The sequence below is a fragment of the Avibacterium endocarditidis genome (genome assembly GCF_002921145.1).
In the GTDB taxonomy this organism is placed as follows: Bacteria; Pseudomonadota; Gammaproteobacteria; order Enterobacterales; family Pasteurellaceae; genus Avibacterium; species Avibacterium endocarditidis.
On sequence record NZ_PQVI01000043.1, the window covers coordinates 1 to 7650 of the forward strand.

Below are 7650 nucleotides of genomic sequence, written 5' to 3' on the forward strand. Positions count from 1 at the left end.
TCCTAAAGCGTCTAAAAGTTTCTCAATTATATTTCCCATAAATGCCCCTTTCGCATTTTCCCTTATGAATGGAAACACGCCAGCAAGCTAAGGGGGCTTGTTTTCGGTGATCAGCCTAGGCGTGTTTGATTTGGTGTTATTTCAATTTTAACCCGTTTTTATATTCTTTTTCAAAGGTTTCTCTTGTTACTTTCAATGCGTGAGCCTTGCCACGTTCTGCACCTGTTTCCATAAAGTGGCGGCCTTTCATTTTTACTGTGCCATATTCAACCATCCACCAATAAAATGGATCGGTTCTATCTCTTACCGCTTGCCCAACTCTTGCCATTTTTCGCCCTTTGGTTCGCATTACGCGGATTTTAGTTAGTCCACTTAATCCATTCTTGGCTACACTTGTTTTGTGTCTGATATTATTTTTTATTGTGCCTTTTTGCCGGAAATTGGTGCTTGTTTTTAAAATTGGCACGGTTGGCTTAATGGCTTTTTCTAATTCTCTTGCACCTGCATTTAGGGCTTTTCTAATTGGTTTTCTCGCATTTTTGGCAATATTTTTTATTGTTTTATTAATATTGCGTTCTATCTCTTTCAATCCTGTTATTTTGACTGATACACTCATTTTATTTACTCCAATAATAAAAGAAATAATACATTGCACCGCTGTAAATCAGCAGATAAATTAATTCACTGTTCATCTATAAATCTATTCCGTTAAATTGTTCTAATGCCTGTTGATGTTCGTTGGATAGTTCAAAAATCACATCACCATATTCAAGCTGATAAGTGCCAAAAGACATCAAGAAGGCGATCGCTGGGTCAATTTTATTGGCTGCTTTTTTCTTGTTTGGCTTGATATTGGCGTTTGCGTCGGTTTCCATTACGACGTTAGACAATGCCCAGGCAAGCACGGGATCGCCGTTGTGTTCTATCACTTGGCGATTGATTAAGACTTCCGTTGATTTTGCCACGGGGCTAAAGCGTTGATAGGTTTGCGGGAAGGGTTCAACTTCTAGCCCTGCCGCTTGTAGCTGGGTTCTTAGGTGTGTGGCATTCCAAACATCAAAGCCAATCATTTTTATGTTGAATTGTTCGGCATCTTTCAAAATATCATCGCGGATTTTGTCATAATCGATACAATCCCCCTCTGTTACCCTTAGCCAACCTTGCCGCACCCATTGGCGATAGATGGCGCGATTTTTGTTGGCCACATTATTAAGCTGATATTCAGGCAAATAATGACGCGTTATCAACCGCACTTTCTTTTCTTGTGGGAAGGTGTAGCAAATGCTGGTTAAATCGTTGGTTGAAGAGAGATCCAAGCCCATATAGCAATCTTGGTGAAGTAAATCTTGTTCGCTGTAATCACGCTTGCACTGCGCCCAGCTGCCTTCACTTAGCCACGGCGTTTGTCCTTGGCACCATACATTAAAGCGTTTAGTGAGCATTTCCACCCATTCGGAAGGTATGCCACGGGCTTTTTTGATGGTGTTTTCAAAATCAAGTTGCGGGATAGATTTGTTAATATTGGGGTTGGCTTTGATCCAGTTTTCAGGTTGGTCAATTTCGCTTTCATCATCTAATTCAAAAATCAGAATAAACAAGCTATCATTCTGTTCATTGCCTGCCAGAATTTGGGCGCAATAGTCATAATGCTGCTTGCACGCTGAAATGGTGTTACTGCCTGCGGTGGTGATGGCAAATAATAGCCCTTCTGGTCTTGCTCCTTGCCCAAGTTCTAACGCACTGTAAACGCTGTTGTCTGCGTGTAGGTGATATTCATCAACAATAGCAAGGCTTGGGTTAGTTCCTTCAATGGTGCTAGATTTGGCTGCCAGTGGGCGCATTAAGCTGTTATTCTTGGGGTTGATCAGTTTGTGCTGTTGAATGCTGATCCGCTTTTCAATGGTGCAGAAAGCAAGCACATTTGGCGCGCATCATCAAAACAATACGCGCCTGATCACGGCTTACGGCTGCGGTGTAAATATCTTGTTGCCCTTTTTCCATAATCAGAAACCAATTCGCCAATACGGCCGCAACGGCAGATTTCGCATTTTTCCTTGCTACTTGCACATAGGCGGATCGGTATTTTCGCAAGCCGGTTTCTTTGCGCTTGAAACCAAGCAAATTAGCAAAAAGAAAGATTTGCCAATCCGATAATTCGATCGGCTGCCCTCTTAGATGCCCTTTGACGTGCGGACATAAGCGAGAGAAAGCAAGGAATTTTTGCACCGCACTTTCATCAAAGAAATAATCAGGGTTGCTTAAATCCGCAAAATAACGGGCTACGGCTTGTTTGATTTTCTGGCAAGCGATAATTTCCCCGTTCTGCACTTGCTCAGCATAACGATGCCACGGCATTTACATCACCAAGATTTCATCAATAGCGTCCGTTTCTTCCGTTTCTACCGGATTTTTACGGCGACTAACAGGATCGAACCCCAGCAAGGAAGACATTTTAATCATCACTTTTTCCGCATCTGATTTTGCAGAAAGTGCTGGGTTGCGTGATTGTGTACCTTGAGAATTGATAATAATAAAGCCATTTTTCGCTAAATCTGCCACAGAATGGCGCCAAATTGCGTAGTTTTCGCAATAAATTTCAAGGTTTGTTAAATCTTCGGGTTTAATATCGCCACGTTCTGAAAGTTGCTTAATGCGTGCTTTCCATTGTGATTTAGCAATCTCATCTAAAAATTCAGGTGCTTTATAGCTTTTTCGTTTATTCATTGTTTTCCTTATTTTCAAAAAAATCACTGTGCATAAAAATTTGAGGGGACGGGCGGTTCTACGGCTTTCGGCTTTTCTTTTTAAAACTCCCCCTACCGTGTCTATCTCATTGTTTTTAAAGCTAAACGCAAAATTGCGTTCACCTATCCTATTGATTTTAAAACAAAGCTCAAAATTGAGTTTTGTAAAATCCATCTCTGTACTTCGTCTAACATTTAATCAACGCGCCCAATTTTGGACTGGTTCAGTTGTTTCGATATCGCAACGGCTGAAGTGTTTCGATATCGAAATGATTGACTTGCAACCGTGTACATATGTACACAACTGAATGAACTGTGGGCATATGCCCACGGTTGAAGTAGTGATGGTTATATCACCACAACTTACTTCTTCGCCCCAAATCCGCGCTTGTCTATCACCCTTGTCTTGTAGCTGTGGCAATCACGGCATAAGGCCTGATGATTACTTGCTACCCAAAAGAGCGGATCAGCTTGCCCATTCTCTACGGGCTTGATGTGGTCGATTACTGTTGCAGGCGTATGTAATCCCTTTGTTAAACACATCACGCACAAAGGATTATGCTTTAGGTATTGTGCGCGGTATTTGCTCCATTTGTGGTCATAGCCTCTTGCGCTACTGCTTGGGCGGTTGTCTTTTGGTTTAGTCTGATGTTCTTCACATCTGCCAGATTTCACGCGATTACGGCAACCAGGGAAAGAACAACGCTTTAAAGGTTGATAAGGCATAACATCACCTTAATAGATACAGGGTTCGCGGTACACTTCCCACAAGGATTTGATTGTCATCGGTGCGGGTTTTAAATTTGCCAAGTCAGTAACGGCTTCTCTATTTGTGTAGAGATAAGCAATATACATCAAGCAGCCCACTTTGATTGTTGGATAAAAAGGGATTGTGGTTGCGCTTTCTTCTTCCGCAAAAGTTTTCCCTATATGACGTTGTGCCACTTCGATTGATACTACGGCATAGCGTTCTAACAAGTCATCATCAAGATCAAAATCTTCCATAATGTTCAAGTGTGCTTTGATTTCCTCTAGCGGAATAACAAGATCAACGTTCGCCATAAGCTTCCCCTTCCTTACACATTAACTGCAGTTCTCTGTGTTCGTCCTTGCTGTCGATTACTGAATAAATGTCCCAATGTTGATCGCCATATTTCACCCGCATTTTTCTTGTTACATTGGGCAAATAACGAATGCGCACGCGGATAATATTTTCACCTAATTGAAATGGCCCACTAAAATATTCGCGCCCTTGCAAGGGTTCAATACTTGCCCGCACCGTTGCCACATCTTCCCAAAATGTTTTATTGCCACCATAAGGATTGAGCTGCTTTTCTTTCTCGTGATTGCGTGCTTGCAAGGTGATCACTTTGTTATATTTTCCGGCTCTAATCATTCTCGCCATTGTTACCACCTTTTTCACTTCTACGGTCTGTTTCCACGCTTGGCTAAATTCATCACCACCAACATAAGGCGAAAGCCCTTCACGTCTGCGCACTTCATTAGGGTTCATAATGCCGGCTTTAATGGCCGTGTCGTAACTATTGAAGCGATCGTTTTGACTGGTTCGCAATAAATCACTGGTATCAAATTCAATTAAATAACGTTGCTTGCTTTGGCGGCTAACGTCCACCATCAACGCATCTTTTAACTGTTGTTCAAAGTTAGTCAGCCACGGGCGTTAAGGTTTGCGATAAAAAAGCACGGCTTGCTTCGCTAAAATTGGAATAGCTACTATTGGAATAATCTTGCAAAAAGATCGGGCTGATATTGTAAATGCGCGCAATATCGGAAATCGTAAACGTGCGGCTTGCCAACCATTCCGCATCTTGGTTTGTCATTCCTAACTGCTTATATTCCATTGAGCCTTCAAGCACTGGCGTTTTACCTGCATTTTTGCCCCTTTGTAACGTTCCAAGGCTTTCAATGCTTTCTTGCCTTTGGCTTCATCTAACCATTCTGCCGTTGTAATTAGCCCGCTGGCCATCAAGCCATTCTTCATCACTGCCGCACCGTGTTTTTGCTGTGCCATTCCTAAGCCTACGGTTTCGCGACAAATAGCAATTGGTGAACGTCCCATAAAGCCATCAAGTGAAGAATGACGCAAATGCAACACTTCATCTTGCAAATAATTCTTTGTTTTGCCGTCTAAATCGGTGATTTGATAAATATGCTCACCTTTTGGCGTGCGCAAAATATTCACCGCACTAGGCTGATAAGGCGTAAGGCTGACTGGCTCACCCTGCTTATTCCACTCAATCACGGCATAAGCATTCCCATTTAGTAAACAATGGCGCATTAGGGTATATTTGAATTGATACGGCGTTTGATTGCGGTTCGGCATTTCATTCAATAAATAATCAACAGGGTGATCGAAAACACGCTCACGCCCATCTTGCTTTAATTGATACAAATAACACGGCATCGACGCCACCGCTTCCGCAATCACGGTAACGGCATTCATTACTGCCGGCAAGGCTTCCGCCGTTTGTGGGCTAACAAACTCACCTGCTGACGTATTTGCCACGCCTAAATAAGAAATTAACTCATCAATTCCCAAAGGCTGGCTACGTTGTTCTGTCTTACGTTTAAATGGCCACATCTTATAACCCCGCTAAATCAGCCCAATAAGTGCGGTGGTTTTTTGCTGCATTTTTGCTTTGGCTTGCGCCATTGAACGGTTGGCAATCTGCACATTGCTTTCAGGATAAGCGGGAATGCTGGTTACAGTGATTTCCACCAATTCCGCACTATTGACCGTTCTCAAGCACGGCGTGGCTTCAAAATCCCACGCTTCCGCCTTGGCATAAAAGCCAAAAGACATTCCTGAAATATCGCCACGTTCTACACTGACTAATAAATCACGCCCTAACGTGGTGTCTGGCGGAGTAAGCTCAAAGCGCAATCCAACGGCATCTTCTTCCAATTTCAATGTGCCGGCACTGGTTCGCCCAAGTAGCTTAGTGTGATCGTGTTCAAATAACGCCCGCACATCTTGGCCACTGGCTAAACTCGCTGCAAAAGCATTCGGTGCAAACTGTTCAACAAAATCCCCCCAGATCAATTCACTTGGGCTATTCCATTGCACCACATAGCCAACCAGCTTTTTATCTTGTGCTTGAATATCAGATGAACGGATTTCAAAATCTTTATTCATAATCTACCTACTGACAAAAAAGGGGCTGAAAGCCCCTCTGATTGGTTATGCTGTTGTTTCAATAAACTTGATGGCGTTACTATCCACCACGCCACCGCCCAAATATTTGTCCGTGTGAACTTTATAAAAGCCCGGCTCGGTGATATTGTCTGGACGAGTACGCACGCCGGTTTCGTGATCCACAATGTAATAACCACGTTTAAAATCACCAAAAGCAAGCACCGCTTTACCCGCGCCACCGGTTGGCATTGTTTCCAAATAATAAACTGGGCGACCTAATAACGTGCTTGGCGCATCAACCGTTAAACCATCACGCCAAATAAAATCACCGTTTTTATTTTTCAATTTCTGCAATGTGGCCGCAATGCTTGAACTCATCACCCAAACCGCATTTTTACGGTATTTGCTATGCAAGGTGTAGAATAAATCGATCAGCGTGTCAGCCGTGATTTTGTCCGCACTGGTAACTTCTAATTTTTGCAATTCGCCAAAAGTGCGGGCTTTATCATTCGCAGTAGAACGCGTATAAGCTAATAGCCCTTTTGCTTTCTTGTCGCCATCGCCAGAAGTTAAATCAACTTCTTCCGTTTCGGTGAAGCTCTCGCTAATTTCTTCAGTCAGCCAGCCCAACACATCAATAGAAGAAAAATCTAAAATCTCTTGGGTTGTTTTTGGATAAGCATAGATTGGATTTAGTGCAATGGTAACTTCATTTAATTTCGGGGTGTTAGTACCTGTGCGAGCTTGACCTTCTTCACCGTGGTTCACCATAGCACCGCCAGCAGAAACCAATTTCTTATATTCTTTCGCACCAACAGGCAAACGCACCACATTAGCAATCTGACGCATTACGCTATCATCTGTTAAGCGTTTCATCACTTCTTTGTCTAATTGTGGGATCACGGAATAGCCGCCATCATCATTTGCCGTAGTGGAAAGATTAGAACGCAACTCACCCGTTTTAATGTAATGACGTAATTCATCATTGGTAAATTGGGCTTTATTGCGGGTTTCTACTGGCTCACCTTTTTGACTACGTTCTTCATCTGCCACCGCTTCATAGCGGGCGATTTCATCAGACATCTGTTTAACTAACTCTTTCAGCTTATCAAACTGACCGCTTTCTTCCTCGTTTAATGAACGATTTTCTTTTTCTGCTTTTTCCAACAAAGCGCGCATTTCTGCCGCGTGTTGTGCTTTTTGTTGGCGAAGTTCTAATAACTTTTTAAACATAATTTAAACCCTTATTGTTGATATTGAATTTCATAATGCAAATTAGCTGAGATCCAAGCTGCTTGAGCTTCATCATAGCTATAACTAAATTTTGCTAATCTGAAGGTATCTAATACAGGAATTTCAGCATCAGCTAGCATATTAGTAACAAGTTCAGCAACTTCATCTAAGGCTTCTTCTGTCATATAGAACGGCAAATAAATCCCAACCGTTAAAACGCCGTCGCCTTGATTTCCGCACATTGTCATTTCTTCTAGCATCTCACTTCATCAATAAAAACCGCAATCGCCGGCAATTCTTTTTCAACATCCGCAAAAACTGGACGCCCATTAATAAAGCGCTCAATCCCTTCGATCTTTCCTTGAAGATTAGCTAAAACCTGTTTTCTGATTTCACTATGAATATTCATTTTTTGCCTCAAATTTCTTCTTAATTAAGAAGGCTACAATTAGCCCATATCACAAGATAAACAGATATTTAGGAAAGTAAATAGCTTATTTTTTAGGCGTATTAGAT

9 protein-coding genes and 2 pseudogenes are annotated in these 7650 nt (G+C 42.2%); all 11 read right to left on the reverse strand.

From position 1 onward, the window contains the following. Nucleotides 1–136: 136 nt before the first annotated feature. On the reverse strand, nucleotides 137–616 hold the full coding sequence (locus C3Z13_RS03850) for an HK97-gp10 family putative phage morphogenesis protein (protein ID WP_103855052.1): 480 nt from the start codon (nucleotides 614–616) through the stop codon (nucleotides 137–139). A gap of 76 nt (nucleotides 617–692) precedes the next feature. Next, nucleotides 693–2355 (reverse strand): annotated as a pseudogene (locus C3Z13_RS03855) (terminase large subunit). Further along, nucleotides 2356–2724 (reverse strand): phage terminase small subunit P27 family, encoded by a 369-nt coding sequence (locus tag C3Z13_RS03860; protein WP_103855053.1) that lies wholly within the window; start codon nucleotides 2722–2724, stop codon nucleotides 2356–2358. It abuts the pseudogene before it with no gap. Between the two features lie 383 nt (nucleotides 2725–3107). After that, nucleotides 3108–3470 carry an HNH endonuclease gene (locus C3Z13_RS03865; protein WP_046098031.1) on the reverse strand — a complete coding sequence of 121 codons (363 nt, stop codon included), beginning with the start codon at nucleotides 3468–3470 and terminating at the stop codon, nucleotides 3108–3110. Between the two features lie 9 nt (nucleotides 3471–3479). Further along, nucleotides 3480–3806, reverse strand: coding sequence for a head-tail connector protein (locus tag C3Z13_RS03870; protein ID WP_103855054.1), 327 nt, complete (start codon nucleotides 3804–3806; stop codon nucleotides 3480–3482). Further along, on the reverse strand, nucleotides 3793–4149 hold the full coding sequence (locus tag C3Z13_RS03875; RefSeq protein WP_165383102.1) for a phage head closure protein: 357 nt from the start codon (nucleotides 4147–4149) through the stop codon (nucleotides 3793–3795). The genes C3Z13_RS03870 and C3Z13_RS03875 overlap by 14 nt, the downstream gene beginning before the upstream one ends. Nucleotides 4150–4158: 9 nt before the next feature. After that, a pseudogene (locus tag C3Z13_RS03880) lies at nucleotides 4159–5346 on the reverse strand (phage portal protein); the annotation flags it as partial. A 12-nt stretch (nucleotides 5347–5358) separates the two neighbouring features. Continuing rightward, on the reverse strand, nucleotides 5359–5901 hold the full coding sequence (locus C3Z13_RS03885) for an HK97 family phage prohead protease (RefSeq protein ID WP_103855056.1): 543 nt from the start codon (nucleotides 5899–5901) through the stop codon (nucleotides 5359–5361). A gap of 45 nt (nucleotides 5902–5946) precedes the next feature. Next, complete coding sequence (locus C3Z13_RS03890) at nucleotides 5947–7134, reverse strand: phage major capsid protein (RefSeq protein WP_103855057.1); 1188 nt, start codon at nucleotides 7132–7134, stop codon at nucleotides 5947–5949. A gap of 11 nt (nucleotides 7135–7145) precedes the next feature. Next, a complete protein-coding gene (gene gpU, locus C3Z13_RS12655; protein ID WP_103855058.1) occupies nucleotides 7146–7394 on the reverse strand; it encodes a phage tail terminator protein in 249 nt (82 codons plus the stop codon). After that, nucleotides 7388–7543 carry a phage tail terminator protein gene (gene gpU / locus C3Z13_RS12660; protein WP_146256865.1) on the reverse strand — a complete coding sequence of 52 codons (156 nt, stop codon included), beginning with the start codon at nucleotides 7541–7543 and terminating at the stop codon, nucleotides 7388–7390. Before gpU (C3Z13_RS12660) ends, gpU (C3Z13_RS12655) begins: the two co-directional genes overlap by 7 nt. Nucleotides 7544–7650: the final 107 nt, after the last annotated feature.

What these genes read in the sequence shown, in the direction of transcription:
- C3Z13_RS03875 (WP_165383102.1), bottom strand. Translation starts at nt 4,149, where the DNA reads ATGGCGAGAATGATTAGAGCCGGAAAATATAACAAAGTGATCACCTTG.
- C3Z13_RS03865 (WP_046098031.1), bottom strand. Translation starts at nt 3,470, where the DNA reads ATGCCTTATCAACCTTTAAAGCGTTGTTCTTTCCCTGGTTGCCGTAAT.
- C3Z13_RS03885 (WP_103855056.1), bottom strand. Translation starts at nt 5,901, where the DNA reads ATGAATAAAGATTTTGAAATCCGTTCATCTGATATTCAAGCACAAGAT.
- C3Z13_RS03850 (WP_103855052.1), bottom strand. Translation starts at nt 616, where the DNA reads ATGAGTGTATCAGTCAAAATAACAGGATTGAAAGAGATAGAACGCAAT.
- C3Z13_RS03890 (WP_103855057.1), bottom strand. Translation starts at nt 7,134, where the DNA reads ATGTTTAAAAAGTTATTAGAACTTCGCCAACAAAAAGCACAACACGCG.
- C3Z13_RS03860 (WP_103855053.1), bottom strand. Translation starts at nt 2,724, where the DNA reads ATGAATAAACGAAAAAGCTATAAAGCACCTGAATTTTTAGATGAGATT.
- C3Z13_RS03870 (WP_103855054.1), bottom strand. Translation starts at nt 3,806, where the DNA reads ATGGCGAACGTTGATCTTGTTATTCCGCTAGAGGAAATCAAAGCACAC.
- gpU (WP_146256865.1), bottom strand. Translation starts at nt 7,543, where the DNA reads ATGAATATTCATAGTGAAATCAGAAAACAGGTTTTAGCTAATCTTCAA.
- gpU (WP_103855058.1), bottom strand. Translation starts at nt 7,394, where the DNA reads ATGCTAGAAGAAATGACAATGTGCGGAAATCAAGGCGACGGCGTTTTA.